Origin of the sequence: Sulfitobacter sp. SK011 (assembly GCF_003352065.1) — a bacterium.
Classification (GTDB): Bacteria; Pseudomonadota; Alphaproteobacteria; order Rhodobacterales; family Rhodobacteraceae; genus Sulfitobacter.
In genome coordinates, this window is record NZ_CP025803.1 from 2,726,964 (window position 1) to 2,748,611 (window position 21,648).

Here is a 21,648-nt window from a genome sequence, read left to right on the forward strand (position 1 = left end):
ATGCGCCATATCAATCCCTCACCTTGTCCATCCATTTGGCAATCATTGTGTGTTGGACGCTGGCCTGTGCATAGACCCGGTAAAAACCAACCAATTCGCGCACCGGGCCCGAGATGCGGTCAAACCCTGAAATGAACGCGACGATGACGCCAACTTGCGTCTCGCCCATCATCACCATGTATCCCCCGTAAAGCAGCACAGACAGCGGGCCCAATGAATTGAGCAGGTTGAGAACCGCCTTGAGGACGAACTTGAGCATGTTGAACCGCAATCGGTTCGAGAATATTTTCTTGAGGATCGGCAGATCGCCACCCTCTGGCGTGGCGTCAAGTTCGGACACCTCATCACCAAGCGTGCGCATATAGCCCACATGGCGTTCCACAAGTTTGTTGAGATACTTTTGCATAAAAGGGGTCACAATGATCTGAGGGACCATGAACCCGACGGCAAAAAGGGCAATTGAGGGTTCGACCACAGCCATATAGCCCAGCACGCCCAGCAGCAGCGCCACATTGGCACAGGATTGCGACAACCCCTCGCCCACAAAACCGCCAAGTTTGTCCACCTCGGTCCCTATGATAGAGACGACACGGCCGCTGTTTTCGTTGCCGTCCTCATCAACGGCATTGCCATAAAGGCCCAAAAGATGCTGGCGCGTATAGAGGTTGGTGCTTTCGGTCATCCAGACCTGATAGGTGTTTAACGCAAACTTGACCGCCTGATGCAGGACAATGATACCAAGATAGAACATCCCAAACTGCAAAAGCAGCGGCACATTCTGGGTCTCGACAACCTCGTTCACGATCCGCCGCTGCAATTCAATCGGGGCGAGGTTCAGAACCGCAACCACCACGGCCAGAAGGCAGGCCCAGACCTGATGCCAACGCGTCATCCGCCAGACAAAGGCCAACAGCGACGAAACCGCAGCATCGTCGCCGGTTTTTTCGATCTCACGTTCCTTGAAAAGGAAACTCAATAACTTCATCTGAAACCAATCAGCGCAAATCAAAAAGGAAAGCAGTTTTCGTTAATTAAACAGCTGATCTAGCGATAGCGCTGCCCCGCCAAGCATCAAGCGGCCAGTCGGCGCGCCGCGGCAAAAGAAATCAATCGGCGGCTTTTTTCGTCCCACAGATCAAGACTGGCGCATTTCAGGCTTTGCATGAATGTCATCCTGCTGCATTCCACCAATTCGCGGTGGTCATTGAGAACCTCAGACAGCCGATAAAACGGGATACGGCTGTAAAGGTGGTGCACGTGATGGATGCCAATATTGGCCGTGAACCAGCGCAGAATGGGCGGCAGGTCATAGTGCGAGCTGCCGTGCAGCGCCGCCTCGTGCAACTGCCATGTCTCGTGATTTTCCCAATGGGTCGTCTCAAACTGGTGCTGTACATAAAACAGCCACACACCCACGGACGCTGCGATCAATGTTGTTGGCAAAAACACCAGGAAAAGCGCCTGCAGCCCGCCAAAATAGATGATCACCGTCAGGATTGCGGCAATTGCCAGATTTGTGGCCATAGCGGACACCCAATAGCGGCCCTGATTCATCAGACCCAATGGTAGGCGGTACTCAAGCATGAACAGATATGCAGGCCCGATCCCGAACAATACCAGTGGATGGCGATAGGCGCGGTACAAGAACCGGCCAAAGGCAGTGCGCTGGTGATATTCCTCAACCGTCAGGGTCATGACATCGCCAATGCCACGCTGATCCAGATCGCCGGCATGGCTGTGGTGAATGGAATGGGTCCGACGCCAAACATCATAGGGCGTCAAGGTGATCACGCCAAGCGCCCGACCGATCCAGTCGCTGACATTGCGGTTGCCAAAGAAAGACCCATGGCCACAATCGTGCTGGATGCAGAACAGGCGCAACAGAAACCCGCCGTTCAGCGCAGAAAGCAAAAAGGCCCCGAGATAGCTGTACTGCGCAACCCAGCATGCTGCGATCCACAGGACAACGAAAGGCACAAGGCTGACTGCCAATTCAAAGCTGCTGCGCAACGTGTTTGGTTCACGGTAACTCGCCAGTATTTTGACCCAATCGCGGGCGGCTGCTGCTGCGGGAGTGTTGTGCGATATTTCTGCCATGACCTGCTTCTTTTGGTTTTGCCATCCCGGATAGCCTAATGCAGATACATAGCAAGTGTTAAAGCCGCATTGACCGAAAAGACATCCGTTTTAAGGGCATCTGCCGGGTCTTTTGGGTAACTTTTGCAACGGTTAAGTCACCCAGGCGGCCTTGCGTTTGTCGAAAAACGCGCCGATGCCCTCGGCTGCTTCGTCGGTTTCCCACCGCGCGGCCAGGGCCGCGATGGTGTGGGCCACAACCGCATCGTCAATCCGCGGCCCCAATTCCCGGGCCAGTTTTTTGGCCGCGGCCACAGCCCCCGGCGCACAGGAAAGATAGGGCGTGACCTCTGCCTCGATGGCCGTATCCAGATCTGCCAGTGGAACGCTGCGCGCCAGCAATCCCAGATCAACGGCTTCAGACGCGCCAAAAAGCCGCGCAGACATGAACACCCGGCGCGCCCGTCCTTCGCCCATCCGGGCAAGAACGTAAGGCCCGATGGTCGCGGGAATGATCCCCAGCCGGGTTTCAGTGAACCCCATCTTCAGGGTATCAACGCCAATTGCCACGTCGCAGACGCTTGCCATGCCAACACCACCGCCAAACGCATTGCCCTGCACCCGGCCAATCAGCGGCTTTGGCAAGGTATTGAGCGCGCCCAGCATCGCGGCCAGCTTGCCCGCTTCTTTTGACCGGGTTGCCGCATCCATATCCGCCTGATCGCGCATCCAGCCCAGATCGCCACCGGCACAAAACGACGTGCCCGCCCCGGTTAGGACAACCACACGCACGGCAGCATCAGAACCCAGCTGTGTCGCTGCCTGCGTCAGTTCTGCCAGCATCCGGGCTGACATCGCATTGTGCTTTTCCGGTCGGTTCAGCGTCAAGGTCGCGACACCGCGTCCATCCACATCCAAGCTGATTGTGTCAAACATTGTCCGCTCCTTGCGTTAATTCTGGGGGTAACCCCGGCACCGCGCGCCCGGCTCTTTGCCAATCCTCAAATATCCATACCATCCGGTCTACGAACCAGATCTTGGGCAGCATGGCCAAAGCCGTGCCAAACACCGCCCCTTCCCACCACAAACCCCAAAGGCCCCATGTCATGATGACAATGCCCGGCAACGTCAGCCACCCCAGCACCAAGGCTGCGCGCTGATGATGGGCGGGCAGCTCTGCTTTATGCTCAAGGTAAATGCGCTCGCCATAAACGCCCTTGCTCATCCAGTTATCAATGTTGTCGGGTGGCGCGAAAGCGCGCGGGTTGAACCAGATCCACGCAATCGCCACGGCAACCGCAAGCACCGCCCCCCAGCCAAGCCACACACGGCTCCAGACTGCCAGACTGAACAGTGGCAGGCCCGTGGCCATCCGGGTCCAGCCCGACCAGGGGTTCGCATGACGTGCCCAGACGACATCGTTCATGCCCATCAACCGCTCGGCCCAGGCCGCCAGTTTCATGCCGTTCGCATCATCTGAGCCATCGCTGCGGCATCATCCAGCACAGATTGGTCAAGGCCCGTCTGATAGCCAAGTGCCGTCAGATGACGGTTCACCGCCTCTGTTGCCACGTTGCCCGGCGAACCGGGGGCATATGGACAGCCTCCAAGCCCACCCACAGCCGCATCAAACACCCGCACGCCCATCGACAGCGACGCATCGATGTTGGCCATCGCCCGGCCCTTGGTGTCATGGTAATGCCCGGCCAACCGGCCCGCCGGCACCACGTCGCGCACCGCCAACAACATGCGTGCAATGCTGTCCGGGGTGCCTGCGCCAATGGTATCGCCCAGCGATATCTCGTAACATCCCATCGAAAAGAGTTTGTCGGCGACCTTTGCCACATCAGCCGGGGCAATCGGGCCATCATAGGGACATTCCACCACACACGACACATACCCGCGCACCGGGATATCAACATGCCGCGCCTCTTCAAGTATGGGTGCAAACCGTTCGAGCGATTCCGCGATACTCGCGTTGATGTTCTTTTGGCTGAACCCTTCGGAGGCGGAGCCAAAAACGGCGATCTCATCAGCACCGGCGGCCAGCGCGTCTTCGTAGCCCCGCATGTTGGGCGTCAGCGCCGCATAGCGCACGCCATCCGCGCGGGTGATCTTGGCCAGAACCTGTGCCGAACCTGCCATCTGTGGCACCCATGTCGGGCTGACAAAACTGGCGCATTCGATCCGGAAAAAACCAGCCTGCGACAGGCGATCGACCAGCGCCACCTTTTTATCTACAGAGATCTCTCGCGCTTCGTTTTGCAGACCGTCCCTTGGACCGACCTCAAAAATCTCACATGGTCCCAAACTCATCGCGTCCCCCTATTTGATCCGGCCCTTTTTTCGGACCGATATGGTCAAACCTTAACCTTGCTTCATTCGATAGGCCAAGGCGGATAAAAGTCTTTTTCGTATATCCCACCGTTTTGAGGCAGCGATTTGCCAAAACTCGCACGCTCAGTGATCCGGTCATACCATTCTGAAACCGCCGGATGCCTGTCCAAGGTCACAAAGTAGCGCGACATGTAAACCGCCTGACCCACAGAGATATCCGCCGCCGAAAACCCAGAAGTCAGCATGTAGTCGCGGTTTTCAATGGGGGTGCTGAGCCGCGCCTCAAGCGCGTCATAGCATTTGGCGACCCGCGCTGCCTCCAGCTTCATCACGATGGGGCTGCGCATGTGATCCTCGCGCAGCGCAATGTGTTGCTGTGTCAGGGCGGCCGTATGCTGGCTGATGGTCTCGGCGAAATGCACCCAGACCAGCCACGCCATCCGGTCGGGCGCATGGACCGGCCTGCCCAGCCGATCCGGGCTGAACCGTTCACATAGATATTGCGTGATTGCCCCTGTCTCAAACATCCGCTCGCCGTCGATTTCAAGTGCAGGAACCCGGCCCGCTGGCGACAGGCTGAGGTATTCAGGCTCTCGCAGGCTTTTGTCAAAGGCATGCAGTTTGACGTGAAACTCGACGTCCAACTCGTGCAACAACCACAAGGTGCGCATCGAGCGGGTTTGGGGGCTGTGGTGCAATGTGATCATAGTTTGTCCATTATAGGCCCCGTATTCCGGTATTGCGCGGATGTGCGGACCCTCATGCGGCTGCCGCTTCTTCCGCCTCCAGCCGCACCAGTGCGGCCCCTGCTTCAACCTGATCCCCCGCGGTTGCCAGCACCTCGGCCACCACACCATCGCGTGCCGCCAGCAACGAATGTTCCATCTTCATAGCCTCCAGCACCGCCAGCCTGTCGCCTTTTATCACAGCCTGACCCACCTTAGCATCAACACTTCGGACCAGACCGGGCATCGGTGCTTCGACCAGATTGCCATCGCCATGCGCGCCAGCGGCCCTTGCAAGCGGATCAATCAGGGAAAAAACCATTCCGTGATTTTCAAAGATGGTGATGGTCTGACCCGCGACCGCGACCTGCGCGGCCAATTGCCCGGCGATCTGCCACTGGCCGCCGATCCGCTCAGCGGTCACATCCTGATCGCCAACCGTCCAGATCTGCGCATCCGGTGACAGCACGCGCACCTTGATCACCTGTTCCTGATCGCCCCAGGCCAGCATCACCTGCCGTCGCAGGGGCCGCCACAGGGTCAACCCGGTCTCAGGCCCCGTTTCCAACAGCCCAAGTGCTGCCATGCCCGCCAGTGCCACATGGCGTGGCGCGATGTCAGGCACCTTGGTCAGCGCGTCAATGTCGCGGGCGATCAGCCCGGTATCGACATCGCCCTGACCGAACCCTTCATGCCCCGCCAAGGCCCCAAGGAATGCCAGATTGGTCACCGTGCCGCCCACCTGACAGCCCGCCAGCGCCGAGCGCAAACGCGACAGGGCGATCGCACGGTTTGGTCCATGCACAACGATCTTGGCAATCATCGGGTCGTAAAACGGACTGATCGTATCCCCCGCCCGCACGCCACTGTCAGCACGGCTATTCGGGGCAAATTTCAGATGCGTCAGCGTTCCGGTTGCAGGCAAGAAACCCTTTGGCACGTCCTCCGCATAAAGCCGCGCCTCAAAGGCATGGCCGGTGATGCTCAATTCGTTCTGGCGTTTCGGCAACCCGTCCCCTGCCGCCACCCGCAACTGCCATTCGACCAAATCGACACCTGTGATCATCTCTGTCACCGGATGTTCAACCTGCAACCGCGTGTTCATCTCCATGAAAAAGAACCCATCCGCGCTGAGCCCGCCGGACCCATCCACAATGAATTCAACCGTCCCGGCCCCGGCGTACCCAATGGCCTCGGCCGCCTTGACCGCGGCCTGCCCCATCGCCTCGCGCATCGTTGCGGTCATGCCCGGTGCAGGCGCTTCTTCGATCACCTTCTGATGGCGGCGCTGCAGCGAACAATCGCGCTCAAACAAATGCACGGCCTGGGTGCCATCGCCAAAAACCTGCACCTCAATATGGCGCGGTTTACTGACAAATTTTTCAACCAGCACATCCGTATTGCCAAAGGCAGTTTTGGCCTCGGACCGGGCGGATGCCAACGCGCTCTGAAATTCCTTGGCCTTTTCGACCAAACGCATCCCCTTGCCGCCCCCACCAGCGACGGCCTTGATCAGCACCGGATAGCCGATCTTGTCTGCTTCCGCCTCCAGCAACGCGTCATCCTGATCGGCCCCATGATAACCCGGCACCACTGGCACGCCTGCCTTGATCATCAACGCCTTGGCCGCGTCCTTGAGGCCCATCGCCCGAATGGCCGACGCCGAGGGCCCGATAAAGGTCAGCCCGGCCTTTTCGACCGCTTCGACAAAATCAGGATTTTCAGACAGAAACCCATAGCCGGGATGGATCGCCTGCGCGCCCGTATCCAGCGCCGCCTGAATGATCACATCGCCTTTGAGATAGGAATCTGCCGGGGCCGATCCGCCGACATGCACAGCCACATCTGCCATCTGCACATGTTTGGCCCGCGCATCAGCGTCCGAATAAACCGCAACACAGCGCACGCCCATCGCTTGCGCCGTTTCCATCACCCGACAGGCAATTTCGCCCCGGTTCGCAATCAAAATCGTTTCAAACATCAGCCAAAATCCTCAACCATTTTAAACCGCTCACACATCAGCTTCATATCCGGCGCAAACACACCGGCACGCCGAAAATACGCCTCATATCCTTTGCGCCAATGCTCAAGATCGCGAAACTCGCCTTGGGCGGCGACAAATTCGGCATCCATTTCATCAAAACGGCGCGTTTGCACCTCTACCGTTTCGGTCATGACCGCTGGCGTCCCATCCCAATTGAGAGCTATGTCCCGACGTCCCACCTCGGGCCATGCATCGCCACCATCGCCGTAAAAGGACGCCGCATCGCAGGTCGCCGTTTTGTGACCACTGCGCACCAAAGCCAGAATCTCGGCGCACAATTCAGGCCCATCGCCGAACCGAAAGGTTTCCGCGTCCGGATTGGCATCTATGATCTGCTGCAACGTTTTTGTCATGGTCCATCCTTACATTCTGAAAATGCCGAATTTCGTTTCTTCGATTGGCGCATTCAGCGCCGCAGACAGGCTTAGAAACAGCACGTCCCGGCTTTTGCGCGGATCAATGACGCCGTCGTCCCAAAGCCGTGCAGACGCATAAAGCGGGTGCGATTGTTCTTCGAACATATCAATTGTGGGCTGCTTGAACCTGGCCTCATCCTCGGCGCTCCACGTCTCGCCTGCCCGCTCAATCGCGTCCCGTTTCACCGTGGCCAGCACACCCGCCGCCTGCGGCCCGCCCATGACTGAGATGCGTGAATTGGGCCATGTCCACAAGAACCGAGGGCTATAGGCGCGCCCGGCCATGCCGTAGTTGCCAGCCCCAAACGAGCCGCCTACCAGCATGGTGATTTTCGGCACATTGGTACAGGCCACCGCCGTCACCATCTTGGCTCCATGCCGCGCGATGCCTTCGTTTTCATACTTTCGCCCAACCATGAAGCCGGTGATGTTTTGCAAGAAAACCAAGGGGATGCCGCGTGCTGAGCACAGTTCGACAAAATGCGCGCCCTTTTGCGCGGATTCCGAAAACAACACACCGTTGTTGGCGATGATCCCGATGGGACAGCCCTTGAGATGCGCAAAGCCGGTCACCAATGTCTCGCCGAAGCGGGGTTTGAATTCGTCAAAGCGGGACCCATCCACCGTGCGCGCGATCACTTCGCGGATGTCATAGGGCGTGCGCAGATCGCTGGGCACAACGCCCAAGACCTCATCCGGGTCATAGGCGGGGTCTTCGGGCGTTTCCCATTGCACTGTCGCGGGTTTGGCGCGGTTCAGTGACGCCACGGCCCGCCGCGCCAAGGCCAGTGCATGGGCGTCATCCTCAGCCAGATAATCCGCCACCCCGGAAAGGCGCGTGTGCACATCGCCGCCGCCCAGATCCTCGGCCGTCACAACCTCGCCCGTCGCGGCCTTGACCAAGGGTGGTCCGGCCAAAAAGATCGTGCCTTGTTCTTTTACGATGATCGTCACATCCGACATTGCAGGCACATAGGCCCCGCCCGCCGTACAGGACCCCATCACCACGGCAATCTGTGGAATGCCCTTAGCGCTCATCCGGGCCTGATTGTAGAAAATCCGGCCAAAGTGGTCGCGGTCCGGGAACACTTCATCCTGATTGGGCAGGTTGGCCCCACCTGAATCCACCAGATACAGGCACGGCAGATTGTTCTGTTCGGCAATCTCCTGAGCGCGCAGGTGTTTTTTGACCGTCATCGGATAATATGTGCCGCCCTTCACCGTGGCATCATTGCAGACCACCATGACCTCAAGCCCGTGCACCCGGCCAATACCCGCAATCACCCCCGCACAAGGGGCCGCCCCATCATAAAGCCCATGCGCCGCCGTCGCCCCGATCTCCAAAAACGGTGAGCCGGGATCAAGCAGGTTCGCCACCCGTTCGCGCGGCAGCATCTTGCCCCGGCTTTCATGGCGTGCACGGGACTTTTCACCGCCGCCGAGCGCTGCGGCTTCGGCGGCTTCTCGGACGGTTTCAAGCGCTTCCAAATGAGCCGCCTGATTGGCCTTGAAAGCCTCAGAGGATGGGAGAGCTTGGGATATGAGTTTCATTGGATAGCCTCTAATTTTCAAATACGGGTGGCATCAACGGGGCTGCACGTGGGTTTCGTTCCAGCCTCACGATACGGTAGGATAGGAACCTGCCGATCACATAACTTACAGGTGCCGCAACACAAACCGCCAAGATGATCAGCGGCAGTCTGCCACTAAAGGGATCTTTCCCGCTTTGAATTTGCTCGATGCTACGCAGAATTTCCTCGGTGTTCCTACCATTCCACGAGGGCGGTCCTGCGAGGGCGGACTGGTGCAAAGCCCAGTTCATAATTGCATAGAAAATCGCGCAGGCTATGACCCAGCATAAAACCTCCAGCTTAACCATCGTTCCCTTAAGGACCCGCAAGTCCATCTTACAACTATAGCAGCGGACTTTCCCCAGTTCCGGCTCTTTGTACATCTTAAAGTAGTTTCCGTAACTTTTTACGAAAAACGGCCAAATTCGGTTGATCCAAAGCAACTTGCGCACATGCCAGTATTCCTGCCGTGATTTGCAATTGGGGCAACGGAAACCTGCAACAAAGTTGAGAAGGCCGGTCATGCCGCACCCTCCGCCACAGCCATCGCCTTCAATTCCTTCCGAATAACTTTGCCCGTCACCGTCATCGGCAGCGCCTCCAGAAACGTGATTTCCCTTGGGTAAGAATAGCTTGCAAGCCGTTCCTTAACCCAATTTCGCAATTCTTCCGCGCCAACATCAGACCCGGCATTTCTTACAACGTAAGCCTTCACCACCTCGGTTCGCAAAGCATCCGGCTTGCCCACAACCCCCACCGTCGCCACACCGGGGTGCATCATCAGGCAATCCTCAATCTCTGCCGGGCCGATCCGATAGCCGGCCGAGGTGATCACATCGTCCTCGCGGCCGACAAAGCGCAGGTAATCGCCCTCCCACAGTCCCCGATCCCCGGTGATCAACCAGTCACCGCGAAACTTGGCGGCCGTTTCATCGGGCCTGTTCCAATAGCCCAGCATCATTGAGGCCGAGCCCCGGCGCACGGCCACATCGCCTTCGTCCAGCGTGGGCTGACCTGTTTCATCAACCACAGCGACATCATGCCCAGGCACCGATTTGCCGATACAACCCGCCTTGGCTGGGAAATCAGCGCCACAACTGCTGGCCACCATGTTGCATTCGGTCTGGCCGTAGAACTCATTGATATCTAAACCAAATGCGCCCCGGCCCCAGTTCAGCATCTCAGCGCCCAAGGGCTCCCCGCCACTGGCAACAGACCGCAGACCGGGCAATGACACGTTCGCGGCCTTGAGCATCCGCAGCGCTGTCGGCGGGAAAAACACGTTGCGCACGTCCCCGCGCGCGATCACATCCGCGCAGCCGTCTGGCGAAAATTTCACCATCCGCGCCGCCACCACCGGAACGCCCAGCGCCAGCCCCGGCATCAACACATCAAAGAGCCCGCCAATCCACGCCCAATCCGCCGGTGTCCAAAGGCAATCACCGGCTTGACCCAAATGATCATGGCTCAGGGCCACCCCCGGCAAATGCCCCGTCAGCACGCGGTGGCCGTGCAGGGCCCCTTTGGGGCTGCCAGTGGTTCCAGAGGTGTAGATCAGCACCGCAGGATCATCCGGGCCCGTGTCGGCAAAGGCAATCGGATCACCTTTGACACCGGCCTGTTTGACCAGCCAAGGTTCCGCCAGATCGCCCAGTAATGCGGCCCCTTCATCATCGGTCAGAACCAGCGCCACACCTGCGTCACCGCACCGCGACGACAGGGCATCACGCTTGAAGAGCTTGAACAAAGGCACTGAAATCGCACCGATTTTCCAGATTGCCAGATGGGCAGCGGCACACCAGGGTGACTGCGACAACAACACACCAACCCGGTCTCCAGGCTGTACCTTTTGCACAAGCGCGCGCGCCAGATCGTCGGTCATTTCTCCTAGTGCACCAAAGGTCACATCGCGCCGTGTCTCCCCTGTCAGATCAACAACAGCCAAAGCATCGGCAGGATGTGCCAAACACTGCGCGGCCATGTTCAGCCGCGCCGGAATGTCCCATTGTCCGTTCTGATCCAAGCCCGGCAGCATTATCCGATCACCTGTCCGTCGCGGCCAACGCAAGCGCCTGCTGCCCGGTCAATTCCAGCCAGCAGGCCACGGTCGCTGGCCCGCCTCCGGTGCCACCACCCCATTTGCTGCGCTCATAATCGCAGGATGCATCGCGAAACGTGATCCAGGCGCGTTGCATGGCGCGCAAGGCGCTGGCCTGTGAAGGAACTGTCGCCCCGATAACACGCATCTCGGCGTCAATCTGTTTGGCTTCGGCCATCCGCAATTGATAGTTCTGGTTCAGCATCCGGTCCCAAAGCTGCCATTCGGCGTCCAGACACCCGCCCATGCCCACGGTTGTCCCACCCAATTCTGTGTTCATACAGGCCGACGATGACAGGCCGATACAGGCTGTTTGCGCGTCGGGATCGGCGGCATATTGCAGGCATTGCAGGGTTTGCACATCGGAATAGGGCCAATCCTGCGCCAAAACCGGGCTGGCCAACAGGGCGGCGATGACACCAAAACCTCTCACCCCATCGCCCCCATCATCTCGCGACCCACCAGCATCCTGCGAATCTCGGACGTGCCGGCCCCGATTTCCATGAGCTTGGCATCGCGGAAAATGCGACCCACCGGGTTGTCCGACAAATACCCTGCCCCGCCCATCGCCTGCACTGCCTGATGCGCCTGCACCATTGCTTGCTCTGACGCATAAAGGCAGCAGGCTGCGGCATCCTGACGGGTTACATCGCCCCGGTCACAGGCCTTGGCTACCTCATAGACATAGGCGCGTGCCGAATTCATCGCGGTGTACATATCGGCCATCTTGCCCTGCATCAGTTGGAAACTGCCAACCGGCTGACCAAACTGCTTGCGCTCGGCCATATAGGGCATGATTTCGTCCAGGCAGGCCGCCATGATGCCAAGGCCGATGCCCGCCAGGACGACGCGTTCGTAGTCAAGGCCGGACATAAGCACCCGCACGCCCTTGCCCTCTTCGCCCAACACATTTTCAAACGGCACTTCGCAATCGTCAAAGATCAGCTCTGCGGTGTTCGACCCGCGCATGCCCAGCTTGTCAAAGTGGTTGCTGGTGCTGAACCCCTTCATCGACTTTTCAATCAGAAATGCGGTGATGCCTTTTGATCCGGCATCCATATCCGTCTTTGCATAGACCACCAGCGTTTCGGCATCCGGGCCATTGGTGATCCAGTATTTGTTGCCCGATAGCCGGAAATGATCGTTCCGCTTTTCGGCGCGCAGTTTCATGCTGACCACATCGCTGCCCGCACTTGTTTCAGACATCGCCAACGCGCCCACATGTTCGCCCGAGCATAATTTCGGCAGATACTTTGCCTTTTGCTCAGCCGTGCCATTCAGCTTGATCTGATTAACGCAGAGGTTTGAATGTGCGCCATATGACAACGATACCGACGCCGAAGCGCGCGCGATTTCCTCAACCGCAACGGTGTGCGCGACATACCCAAGGCCCGATCCGCCAAATTCTTCGTCAACGGTCATGCCAAGCAAGCCCAGTTCGCCCATTTCCGTCCAAAGTTCAGCGGGAAATTCATTTTTGCTGTCGATGTCGGCGGCCATCGGCTTGACCCGCTCTTGCGCCCAACGGTGCACCATCTCGCGCAGCGCGTTAACATCTTCACCCAGATCAAACTGCATGCTGGCGTTGAACATTGACTTCCCCCAAATTTATTGAACGCTTGTTCATTACTTACGCAACAAGCCGTTTTCCGTCAAGCATTTTGCGCCACACGGAACTGCAAGCGCTGTGTCGTCGTTAGCCCTGCGAAGACGATAACATGATTTAGCAAAGAGAGCAGAAAATGACCGATACATTGAAAGAGAAATTCTGGGACCGCCTTGAAGACACCCGCACAGGCATGATGGCCGCAGAGGGCGCACGCGCTGTCCCAATGAGCCACTATGTCGATGACGACACAAAAGAACCGGTGATCTGGTTTATCACGGCAAAAGGCACCGATCTGGCCAAGGCGGCAACAAAGGGTGCAGCAGGAGAATACATCATATCCAGTAATGACGAGGCGCTTTACGCCCGCATTGAAGGTCATGTCAGAATTTCAACCGATGCCGCAAAGCTGGATGAGATTTGGAACGGGATCGCGGCCGCTTGGTTTGAGGGTGGAAAACAGGATGATGATGTTCAATTGATCCGCTTTGATCTGACCGAGGCCGAAGTCTGGGCAACCGGTGGCAGCCTCAAGTTTCTGTATGAAGTCGCCAAGGCCCATCTAACCGACAGCAAACCTGACATGGGCGACCATGGCACCATCCATTTCAATGCGGCCTGATTTGAAACGTCTCAACCCTTCTCCGATTTCGGAGGGGGGTTATTCTTGCGACTGATAGACTGCGCTTACCTCGGCCCGGATGATCCGGGCGATCAACGCGCAGTCCTCCAGACTGAATGTCAGCGGCACACGCATATCCACGATCCCGGACAAAATCGCATCGCTTGCAGGCATCCGGGGCGCATCGACATAGCGCCATGAATCGTAACGGCTGGTAAAGCCAACCGGCTCGGCCCCGCCGAACCATTTCAATTCGACCCCGCGCGCGGCACAGCGTTTCAGCACCTCGCGCACGGCGTCCTCGGCCCAGTCTTTCAGCAAAAACTGAATGGACGAGCCAACGATCACCTCTTGCGCGGGGCGGTCGATGACCGTCAGGCCCGGCGTGTCGCGCAGCCCTTTCTCAATTTCATAGTACCGCGCATTCCAACGCGCGCGTTGCGCATCAAGTTTACGCAGCTGCGGACGCAGGATCGCCGCGCGCAGATTGTCCATGCGTCCGGATATATTGGGGGTTTCATACCGTATGGTCTCAAACGCCTCTTTCGAAGGGCCCGCCGCGTGCCGTTCATAAAGCATGTAGGAGCCCGACAGGATGATCGCCCGCGCCGCAACTTCGGCGTCATTGGTCACAAACAACCCGCCCTCGCCGGAATTCACATGCTTGTAGGTCTGGCAGGAATAGCACCCGATTTTGCCTTGGGTGCCTGATGCGACCCGGTTCCATGAGGCACCCATCGTGTGCGCGCAATCCTCGATCACCGTGACGCCTGCGGCATCACAAATCGCCATCAACGCGTCCATATCTGCCAGATGCCCCCGCATATGGCTGAGCAGCAGCACATCCGCCTGGTCCGCCTTTGCAGCCAGATCATCGAGATCAATCACCAATTGGTCCGTCACCCCGACAAACACTGGCACGGCCCCCACGGCGGCAATGGCCCCCGGCACCGGGGCGAGCGTGAACGTATTCGTCAGCACCTTATCACCAGGCTTTACGCCAACAGCGCGCAGGGCGGTTGCCATGGCATAGCCCCCAGATGCCACCGCAAGGCAATATTTCGCACCAACCTGGGCGGCAAACTCCTGCTCCAACAGCGCGGTTTCGGCCACCTCTCCCGCTACCGTGTTATAGCGATGCAATCGCCCATGCCGCATCACGGCAATCGCCGCCGCAATCCCGTCTTCGGGAATGGCTTCCTGCTGGGTAAAACTTCCCTTGAACATCTCATTCATGCCACAGCCTTTCCCATTAACCGTTCAACAATGCCGTGCAGATCTGCATAATCGTCCAGCAGCGCCTCTGGCTCAAGTGCGGCCATATCACCACCAGCCGGACCGAATGTCACCAGAACACAAGGCACACCCGCCGCCCGCGCGGTTTTGCGGTCGGTGTCCGTGTCACCGATCAAAATACAGCGGGCCGGATCACCGCCCGCCCGCCGCGCGGTTTCAAATAAATGTTCCGGATCAGGTTTGCGCACCGCCAATGTGTCAGCACCAAGCATCGCCCCAAAGGCATCCCGCACACCCAGACGTGTCAGCAGTAAATCCGCGAGCCTTTCGGGCTTGTTGGTGCAAATTGCCACCCGGTATCCGCCACCTTTCAGCGCCGCAACCGCATCCATCGCGCCGGGGTAAAGCACCGTATGGGTGTCAATGTCGGCCGCGTAAGCTTCAAGCAATACTGGATAATACTGGTCAATTGTGGCCGCATCATCAGCGCGCCCCAGCCGCTGCATCCCTAAGGTCAGCATCGCACGGCCACCGCGCAGGGCGGTGCCTGCATCAGCGGCGGCATCCAGCATATCACCGGCCCCCATGTCGCGAAAACACACATTGGCAGCAGCGATCAGATCACCACTGGTGTCCGCCAGCGTGCCATCAAGATCAAAAACAACAGTTTCCATGTGTCATCCCTAATTGGCGGTTACCCGCCGCTTGTGCTCTGCGCGATGTTGCAACCCGCAATCTTGTTTGAACGCCCCGCACTTGCGCCTTTTTGGGAACCGCGTAAAGAGAATGCAAGAGAAGACCATAAAGAGACTGATAATGAAAACCGCACTGATCATCCTTGCCGCTGGCAAAGGCACACGGATGAATTCGGACCTGCCCAAAGTATTGCACCCCATTGCCCATGCGCCGATGCTGGAACATGCGATGGCGTCGGGTGCCGTGCTCGACCCTGCGTGCATCGTTGTGGTGGCGGGTCATGGTGCCGATCTGGTGCGCAAGGCGGCACTGGATTTTCATGAAGGTGCTGAAATTGTTGAACAGGTCGAACAGCTGGGCACCGCCCATGCCGTCGCACAGGCCAAAGATGCCTTGGCCGGGTTTGATGGTATGGCTTTGGTTTTGTACGGCGATACCCCGTTTGTGCAGCCTCAAACACTTGCGAAAATGCAGACCGCCCTTGGCAGCCATGACCTTGTGGTACTGGGGTTTGAGGCGGCTGACCCTGCCCGCTATGGCCGTCTGATCCTGCAGGGCGAAACGCTGCAGCGGATTGTTGAATTCAAGGACGCAAACGAAGATGAACGCGCCATCACCCTGTGCAACAGCGGCGTGATCGCGTGTAAAGCAGATCTGCTGTTCGATCTGATCGACTCGGTAGGCAATGACAATGCTTCGGAAGAGTACTATCTGACCGACATCATAGGTATCGCCAATGAACGCGGGCTATCGGCAACTGCCGTCACCTGTGATGAGGCCGAGACCATGGGCATCAATTCACGTGCCGACCTCGCCCGGGCCGATGCCGCCTTTCAGGCGCGCGCCCGCGCGGCACTGATGGCAGATGGCGTGACCCTCATGGCACCCGATACCGTCTATCTGGCGCGCGATACGGTGATTGGCCGAGATACGACCATTGAACCCAACGTCGTTTTCGGCCCCGGTGTGACCGTCGAATCCGGTGCAACGATCCGCGCTTTTTCGCATCTCGAAGGCTGTCACGTGTCGCGCGGCGGCATCATCGGGCCCTACGCCCGCCTGCGCCCTGGCGCTGAACTGGCCGAAGATGTCCGCGTCGGCAACTTTGTCGAGATCAAGAATGCGCAGATCGCCGAAGGGGCCAAGATCAACCACCTGAGCTATATCGGTGACGCCACAATCGGCACCAAATCCAACATCGGCGCAGGCACAATCACCTGCAATTATGATGGCGTGATGAAGCATCACACCCACATCGGTGACCGGGTTTTCATCGGATCCAACACCATGTTGGTCGCCCCTGTGTCAATCGGCGACGATGCCCTGACAGGATCGGGGTCTGTGATCACCTCTGACGTGGAACCGGGGGCCTTGGCCCTGTCGCGTGCGCCACAAGTTGAAAAACCGGGCAGAGCGCGAAAAATGTTCGAAATGTTAAAGGCAAAGAAAGCCAAAGCGCAGCGGAGCAGCTAAAAATGTGTGGAATTGTTGGGGTATTGGGCAACCACGAAGCAGCGCCTATATTGGTTGAGGCGCTCAAACGCCTTGAATATCGCGGTTACGACAGCGCGGGAATCGCAACGGTAAACGCCGGAAAACTGGCGCGCCGCCGCGCGGTGGGCAAGCTTGTGAACCTCAGCGATCTGCTGGTCCATGAACCACTGGCAGGCAAGTCCGGCATCGGCCACACCCGGTGGGCGACCCACGGCGCACCAAGCGTGACCAATGCACACCCCCATCAGGCCGGTGGCGTGGCGGTTGTCCACAATGGCATCATCGAGAATTTTCGCGAATTGCGCGCCGAGTTGGCCGAACATGGCGTGAAATTTGTCACGGAAACCGACACCGAAACCATTGCCCTGCTGACCCAGCACTATATCACCCAAGGTGACAGCCCCATCGAAGCAGCGTCAAAAACCCTCGCCCGGCTTGAGGGTGCCTTTGCACTCGCCTTTCTTTTTGAGGACCACGACGATCTGATGATTGCCGCGCGCAAGGGATCACCTTTGGCCATCGGCTATGGCAACGGCGAAATGTTTGTTGGCAGCGATGCGATTGCGCTGTCGCCGCTCACCGACAGGATCAGCTATCTTGAGGAAGGCGACAGTGCGGTCATCACCCGAACATCCGTCGAAATCAGGGATGCCAATGGCACGCTGGCCAATCGGGCCATCAAAACCATTCAAATGGACTCCACCCGCATCGACAAAGACGGCCACAAACATTTCATGGCCAAGGAAATCGCCGAACAGCCCGCTGTGATCGGACAGGCGTTGGCGCATTACCTCGGTGAGGATGGCGCGATCAACCTGCCCGGCAAGGGCATTGATTTCACCAGTGTTGACCGCATCACAATGGTGGCCTGTGGCACCGCGTCCTATGCCTGCCTGACCGCGAAATACTGGTTCGAACAGATTGCCCGCCTGCCCGTTGAGGTCGATGTGGCATCAGAGTTCCGCTATCGTGAGCCACCGATCCCGCCCCGCACCATGGCGCTCTTTGTCAGCCAATCGGGCGAAACCGCTGATACATTGGCAGCCCTGCGCTACTGCGAAGGCAAGGCCAGCAGCATCACATCGGTGATCAACGTGCCGGAATCCTCGATCGCACGCGAAAGCGATCTGGCGCTGCCGATCTATGCAGGCGTTGAAGTGGGCGTGGCCTCAACCAAGGCGTTCACCTGCCAGTTGACAGTGCTGTTTATGTTGGTGCTCAAGGCGGCCCGTGACCGGGGGGTGCTGGACGAAGACACTATCGCCGATCACATCAGTGCCCTGCGTGGATTGCCCTCGGTGATCAACGCCAGCCTTGCACAAAGCGACGCCATGCGCGCGGCGGCGCGCAAGCTTGCCTCGGCCCGCGACGTGCTGTTTCTGGGGCGTGGCCAGATGTATCCTCTGGCCCATGAAGGCGCATTAAAACTTAAAGAAATCAGCTATATACACGCCGAAGCTTATGCGTCTGGCGAATTGAAACATGGGCCAATTGCGTTGGTGGATGAAAACGTACCAGTTGTGGTCATGGCACCCCGCGATGCGCTTTTTGATAAGACGGTCAGCAACATGCAGGAAGTCATGGCGCGCAAGGGCAAAGTGATCCTGATCTCAGACGCCAATGGCTTGGCCGAGGCCAGCGATGGCGTCTGGGCCAGCATTGAAATGCCACCCATTGCTGACGCACTGGCCCCGATCCTATACGCAATCCCTGCGCAGTTGCTGGCCTATCACACGGCGGTCGCCAAAGGCACCGATGTGGATCAGCCCCGCAACCTCGCCAAATCAGTGACGGTGGAATAATGGCAAAGCAGTTCGACAAGATCAGCGATGATCACGCGGCTTTCATCGCCGCACAGCACATGTTTTTCTGCGGCACTGCTGCTGCGGATGGCCGGGTGAACGTCTCGCCCAAAGGGATGGACAGCCTGCGCGTGCTGGGCCCCAACCGGATCATCTGGCGCAACCTGACCGGGTCGGGAAATGAAACCGCGGGTCATCTGGCACAGGTCAACCGCATGACGTTGATGTGGTGTGGATTTGAAAAACGCCCGATGATCCTGCGCGCGTATGGCACGGCGCGCACATTGCATCCGCGGGATGCAGAATTTGCCGAACTGAACGCGCATTTCCCACCTTCAGAAGGCGCGCGTCAGATGTATGATCTGACGGTTGATTTGGTTCAATCAAGCTGCGGCTATGCCGTGCCGTTCTACGACCATGCAGGTCCACGCGATGTGCTTGCGCAATGGGCCACCAACAAAGGGCCAGAAGGCATTGCCGCCCATTGGGAAAACAGCAATCAAACCACCATTGATGGCCTGCCCACGCATATTCTCGCCGACGCTGATGATTGAAAGGTTTGTCGACCAACTCGTCACGCTTGGCGATCCCGCCCGTGCACAAGACATGCGTCGCTATCACAAGGCGGATCGCTTTTACCTGGGGCTCTCGAACCCGCAGATTAACGATCTGACCCAAAGCTGGCGCAGCGAACTGGATGCCCCGGCCCGTGTCGCCCTGGCCGACGCTTTATGGAAAACAGATGTTTACGAGGCACGCCTTGCCGCCGCCAAACTGCTCACCCAGGCGCGCATTCGGCCTGACGATGGCCCGGCATGGGATCTCATTGCATCCTGGACACCTGACTTTGACAGCTGGGCCATCGCCGATCACGCCGCAATGGCCGGGCAAAAACGTCTGGTGGCGGACCCCAGCCGCCTTGACCAGGTGGAGAAATGGGTCGCCTCAGATCACATGTGGACCCGCCGTGCCGCCTTGGTCAGCACCCTGCCCTGGACCAAACAGAACCACCCAAAACCGGAGGATCTGATCATCCGTGATCGCGTCTTGGACTGGGCCGCAACCCTCGTCCCGGATCGCAATTGGTTCATTCAAAAGGCCATTGGCTGGTGGCTGCGTGACCTCAGCAAACATGATCCGGACCGGACAAGGGCGTTCATCGCCAACCATGGCCCACAGATGAAGCCCTTTGCCGCAAAAGAAGCCATGCGGTTGCTGAACAAGCGCTAGCCGCCCCTTCCCAATTTCTTTTCGCCAAAATACTCACGGGGGGGAATCGCGGCTGGCCGCGATGGGGGCTGGCCCCCGTCGCCGCATCAGCCTTCCAGCGCAACCTCAACTTCGGTCAAATCCGTCAGCGACGCATCAATCAGTCGGAGTGCCGCCAAAGACATGCGGCTGCCAGCGGTCGCAGGCCCGTCAATCGGGATCAGCGTCACCAAAGACGACTTGCCATTGGCAAGGTTGGTCACCCGACCCTGCGCTTCGGCTTTGACCAGCGGTGTCTTTAACCATAATCCGGGTTCTGTCGGACTGCCCAGCGAAGCAATTGTTTTCCCAAGCGCCCTTGTCGGTGCCGTTGCCGGGGCTGCTGCTGCGGCGCGTTGTTCAGGGGTCGTGGTATCCAAAGCCTCGGCCGTCTTGGCGGCGGCGGGCGGGCGGGGCGCGGCTGTTGCAGGGGTCAAAGCCGCTTCGGTGACCGGCGTGTCAGCAGGCAAAGCGGTGTCCGGGGCATTCGCCCCACGTCCAATCCCAAGGCGCGCCGCCATATCGCCGCAGCCCGCGATGCCGACTACCAAAAGACCAATGATAAAAATACGTGTCATGTCCAAACCCTATCCACACCTGCGCACGGCATCAATCACCCAATTGTCGCTTGCCCCTGCTTGGGCGGGTGATTACCTATGAAGGATGAATGCTCCTTTGATCGACCCCTTTGCACGCGCCATCACCTATTTGCGGGTCTCTGTGACAGACCGCTGCGATTTTCGCTGCGTCTATTGCATGTCGGAAAATATGACCTTTCTGCCTAAGAAAGAGCTGCTGACCCTTGAGGAACTGGACCGTCTGTGCACCAACTTCGTTGATCTTGGGGTGGAAAAGCTGCGCATCACCGGGGGCGAACCTTTGGTGCGGCGCGGCATCATGACGTTCTTTGATGGCATGTCGCGCCATCTTGAGGCGGGCACCCTCAAGGAGCTGACCCTGACCACCAACGGAAGTCAGCTGGAACGCTTTGCGGACGATCTTTATGCCGCCGGGGTGCGCCGGGTGAACATCTCACTCGACACGCTGGATGATCAGAAATTTGCCGACATCACCCGCTGGGGCCGCCTGCCGCAGGTGCTGCGCGGTGTGGATGCGGCGCAAAAGGCCGGACTGCGGGTCAAGATCAATGCGGTCGCACTTAAAGGATTTAACGAAGACGAACTGCCCACGATCACCGCATGGTGCGCAGCGCGCGATATGGATCTGACGTGGATCGAAGTGATGCCGATGGGCGATATCGGCAATGAGGACCGGCTGGACCAATACTGGTCGCTTAAAGATGTGCGTGCGCGCTACGCCGATCATTATACCGTCACTGATCTGGCTGAACGCACGGGCGGACCGGCGCGCTATGTAAGGCTTGAGGAAACGGGCCAGAAAATTGGCTTTATCACGCCGCTTTCCCATAACTTCTGCGAAAGCTGCAATCGGGTGCGGATTACCTGTACAGGCGAGATTTACATGTGCCTGGGTCAAGAGGACGTAGCCGATCTGCGCGCACCTCTGCGCGACCATCCGCACGATGACACCCCGCTGAAAGACGCCATTCGCGCCGCGATTGATCGCAAACCCAAGGGCCACGATTTCGACTATTCACGCCAGCGGCTGGACGGGAAAATGCCCCGCCACATGAGCCACACAGGCGGTTAAGGCGTC

Annotated in this window: 22 protein-coding genes; 6 read left to right on the top strand and 16 right to left on the bottom strand. The window is 58.5% G+C overall.

The genetic code is table 11. The features are described 5' to 3' along the window. Positions 1-10: 10 nt before the first annotated feature. From C1J02_RS13505 to C1J02_RS13565, 13 genes are all read right to left on the bottom strand, one after another. Positions 11-985 carry an ABC transporter ATP-binding protein gene (locus C1J02_RS13505; protein ID WP_254693100.1) on the bottom strand — a complete coding sequence of 325 codons (975 nt, stop codon included), beginning with the start codon at positions 983-985 and terminating at the stop codon, positions 11-13. An 86-nt stretch (positions 986-1,071) separates the two neighbouring features. Continuing rightward, on the bottom strand, positions 1,072-2,097 hold the full coding sequence (locus tag C1J02_RS13510; protein ID WP_114879044.1) for a fatty acid desaturase: 1,026 nt from the start codon (positions 2,095-2,097) through the stop codon (positions 1,072-1,074). A 132-nt stretch (positions 2,098-2,229) separates the two neighbouring features. Next, positions 2,230-3,012 (bottom strand): crotonase/enoyl-CoA hydratase family protein, encoded by a 783-nt coding sequence (locus C1J02_RS13515; protein ID WP_114879045.1) that lies wholly within the window; start codon positions 3,010-3,012, stop codon positions 2,230-2,232. Next, complete coding sequence (locus C1J02_RS13520) at positions 3,005-3,538, bottom strand: DUF6653 family protein (protein ID WP_114879046.1); 534 nt, start codon at positions 3,536-3,538, stop codon at positions 3,005-3,007. Before C1J02_RS13520 ends, C1J02_RS13515 begins: the two co-directional genes overlap by 8 nt. Beyond that, positions 3,535-4,392 carry a hydroxymethylglutaryl-CoA lyase gene (locus tag C1J02_RS13525; protein ID WP_114879047.1) on the bottom strand — a complete coding sequence of 286 codons (858 nt, stop codon included), beginning with the start codon at positions 4,390-4,392 and terminating at the stop codon, positions 3,535-3,537. Before C1J02_RS13525 ends, C1J02_RS13520 begins: the two co-directional genes overlap by 4 nt. A 62-nt stretch (positions 4,393-4,454) precedes the next feature. After that, on the bottom strand, positions 4,455-5,120 hold the full coding sequence (locus C1J02_RS13530) for a glutathione S-transferase family protein (RefSeq protein ID WP_114879048.1): 666 nt from the start codon (positions 5,118-5,120) through the stop codon (positions 4,455-4,457). A gap of 52 nt (positions 5,121-5,172) precedes the next feature. Beyond that, complete coding sequence (locus tag C1J02_RS13535) at positions 5,173-7,119, bottom strand: acetyl/propionyl/methylcrotonyl-CoA carboxylase subunit alpha (protein WP_114879049.1); 1,947 nt, start codon at positions 7,117-7,119, stop codon at positions 5,173-5,175. Further along, positions 7,119-7,535 (bottom strand): ASCH domain-containing protein, encoded by a 417-nt coding sequence (locus C1J02_RS13540; protein ID WP_114879050.1) that lies wholly within the window; start codon positions 7,533-7,535, stop codon positions 7,119-7,121. The genes C1J02_RS13535 and C1J02_RS13540 overlap by 1 nt, the downstream gene beginning before the upstream one ends. Positions 7,536-7,544: 9 nt before the next feature. Further along, positions 7,545-9,149 carry a carboxyl transferase domain-containing protein gene (locus C1J02_RS13545; protein ID WP_114879051.1) on the bottom strand — a complete coding sequence of 535 codons (1,605 nt, stop codon included), beginning with the start codon at positions 9,147-9,149 and terminating at the stop codon, positions 7,545-7,547. A 10-nt stretch (positions 9,150-9,159) separates the two neighbouring features. Continuing rightward, positions 9,160-9,693, bottom strand: a complete 534-nt coding sequence (locus C1J02_RS13550; protein WP_114879052.1) for a hypothetical protein — start codon at positions 9,691-9,693, stop codon at positions 9,160-9,162. Beyond that, entirely contained in the window at positions 9,690-11,204 is a 1,515-nt protein-coding gene (locus C1J02_RS13555) for an AMP-binding protein (protein ID WP_114879053.1), read from the bottom strand. The genes C1J02_RS13550 and C1J02_RS13555 overlap by 4 nt, the downstream gene beginning before the upstream one ends. A 7-nt stretch (positions 11,205-11,211) precedes the next feature. Beyond that, positions 11,212-11,700 carry a lysozyme inhibitor LprI family protein gene (locus tag C1J02_RS13560; RefSeq protein WP_114879054.1) on the bottom strand — a complete coding sequence of 163 codons (489 nt, stop codon included), beginning with the start codon at positions 11,698-11,700 and terminating at the stop codon, positions 11,212-11,214. Continuing rightward, entirely contained in the window at positions 11,697-12,860 is a 1,164-nt protein-coding gene (locus C1J02_RS13565; RefSeq protein ID WP_114879055.1) for an isovaleryl-CoA dehydrogenase, read from the bottom strand. The genes C1J02_RS13560 and C1J02_RS13565 overlap by 4 nt, the downstream gene beginning before the upstream one ends. 149 nt (positions 12,861-13,009) lie before the next feature. Here C1J02_RS13565 and C1J02_RS13570 point away from each other — a divergent pair, with 149 nt between their 5' ends. Next, positions 13,010-13,495, top strand: coding sequence for a pyridoxamine 5'-phosphate oxidase family protein (locus tag C1J02_RS13570; protein ID WP_114879056.1), 486 nt, complete (start codon positions 13,010-13,012; stop codon positions 13,493-13,495). Positions 13,496-13,534: 39 nt separating this feature from the next. Here C1J02_RS13570 and C1J02_RS13575 read toward each other — a convergent pair whose 3' ends face one another. Both C1J02_RS13575 and C1J02_RS13580 read right to left on the bottom strand, forming a co-directional pair. Beyond that, entirely contained in the window at positions 13,535-14,731 is a 1,197-nt protein-coding gene (locus C1J02_RS13575) for a DegT/DnrJ/EryC1/StrS aminotransferase family protein (RefSeq protein ID WP_114879057.1), read from the bottom strand. Next, a complete protein-coding gene (locus tag C1J02_RS13580; protein ID WP_114879058.1) occupies positions 14,728-15,405 on the bottom strand; it encodes an HAD-IA family hydrolase in 678 nt (225 codons plus the stop codon). The genes C1J02_RS13575 and C1J02_RS13580 overlap by 4 nt, the downstream gene beginning before the upstream one ends. 142 nt (positions 15,406-15,547) lie before the next feature. Here C1J02_RS13580 and glmU point away from each other — a divergent pair, with 142 nt between their 5' ends. Genes glmU through C1J02_RS13600 form a run of 4 tightly spaced genes read left to right on the top strand, consistent with a single transcriptional unit; the run spans position 15,548 to position 19,953 of the window. Further along, positions 15,548-16,900, top strand: coding sequence for a bifunctional UDP-N-acetylglucosamine diphosphorylase/glucosamine-1-phosphate N-acetyltransferase GlmU (gene glmU, locus C1J02_RS13585; RefSeq protein ID WP_114879059.1), 1,353 nt, complete (start codon positions 15,548-15,550; stop codon positions 16,898-16,900). Positions 16,901-16,902: 2 nt separating this feature from the next. Continuing rightward, the gene (gene glmS / locus C1J02_RS13590) at positions 16,903-18,723 is read left to right on the top strand and encodes a glutamine--fructose-6-phosphate transaminase (isomerizing) (protein ID WP_114879060.1); all 1,821 of its coding nucleotides are present in this window, start codon (positions 16,903-16,905) and stop codon (positions 18,721-18,723) included. Then, positions 18,723-19,277, top strand: a complete 555-nt coding sequence (locus tag C1J02_RS13595) for a pyridoxamine 5'-phosphate oxidase family protein (protein WP_114879061.1) — start codon at positions 18,723-18,725, stop codon at positions 19,275-19,277. Before glmS ends, C1J02_RS13595 begins: the two co-directional genes overlap by 1 nt. Continuing rightward, entirely contained in the window at positions 19,270-19,953 is a 684-nt protein-coding gene (locus C1J02_RS13600; protein ID WP_114879062.1) for a DNA alkylation repair protein, read from the top strand. The genes C1J02_RS13595 and C1J02_RS13600 overlap by 8 nt, the downstream gene beginning before the upstream one ends. Before the next feature lie 86 nt (positions 19,954-20,039). Here C1J02_RS13600 and C1J02_RS13605 read toward each other — a convergent pair whose 3' ends face one another. After that, entirely contained in the window at positions 20,040-20,549 is a 510-nt protein-coding gene (locus C1J02_RS13605) for a hypothetical protein (RefSeq protein ID WP_205389808.1), read from the bottom strand. Between the two features lie 85 nt (positions 20,550-20,634). Here C1J02_RS13605 and moaA point away from each other — a divergent pair, with 85 nt between their 5' ends. Further along, positions 20,635-21,642, top strand: coding sequence for a GTP 3',8-cyclase MoaA (moaA, locus tag C1J02_RS13610; protein ID WP_114879063.1), 1,008 nt, complete (start codon positions 20,635-20,637; stop codon positions 21,640-21,642). Positions 21,643-21,648 lie beyond the last annotated feature (6 nt).